The organism is Pseudoalteromonas sp. UCD-33C, from assembly GCF_001306895.1.
Classification (GTDB): domain Bacteria; phylum Pseudomonadota; class Gammaproteobacteria; order Enterobacterales; family Alteromonadaceae; genus Pseudoalteromonas.
Map to the genome: position 1 here is coordinate 1 of NZ_LJTB01000045.1, position 520 is coordinate 520.

The following is a 520-nucleotide window of genomic DNA, read 5'->3' on the forward strand; positions in this document are numbered from 1 at the left end:
GTCCAACAGGCTGATGTAGTCGCGGCCTTGTTTGCCCCATGCGGCCAGTAATGGATGGGCATGTTGGTGCAGGGACTGCGGGTCGATGGTCACCGGCATACCGGCCTTGCGCGCCTGGCGTTTGTATTCGTTACGCAGCAAGTCTTTGTCAGCGACGATGTCAGACCAATGATGGCGGCAGGGGTTATGCACGCACAGCAGGACCTGGCTGAAGCGGGCCAGGCCGGCAAGGGCTTCCAGTGCCTGCGCAGGCAAGGATGAAATGCCGAAAACAATGACTCGGGAAGGCAGGCCTGGGGGGGCTTGTTTCAGGCTATTGATGCGCTCGATAAATCGCTGGTGGACGCCGGCACGGCTTTGGGCCATGCCCTCCTCCCCGACATCCAACAGCAGCGCGCGCCATAATTCGGCTTGCCAGCAGTTGGCCGGATTCAGGGGTTTGGTTTCACCGCGACCATTACGTAACTGATGACGGCCCGCGGCCCAATCTTCCAGCCAGTCAGCACGGTAGACCTGATAC

At 60.4% G+C, this 520-nt stretch carries 1 protein-coding gene; it reads right to left on the reverse strand.

Annotation, left to right across the window (positions count from 1 at the left end; genetic code table 11):
• A partial coding sequence (locus tag AOG26_RS20380; RefSeq protein ID WP_200907888.1) for an exodeoxyribonuclease V subunit gamma occupies positions 1 to 520 on the reverse strand: 520 nt, incomplete at both ends.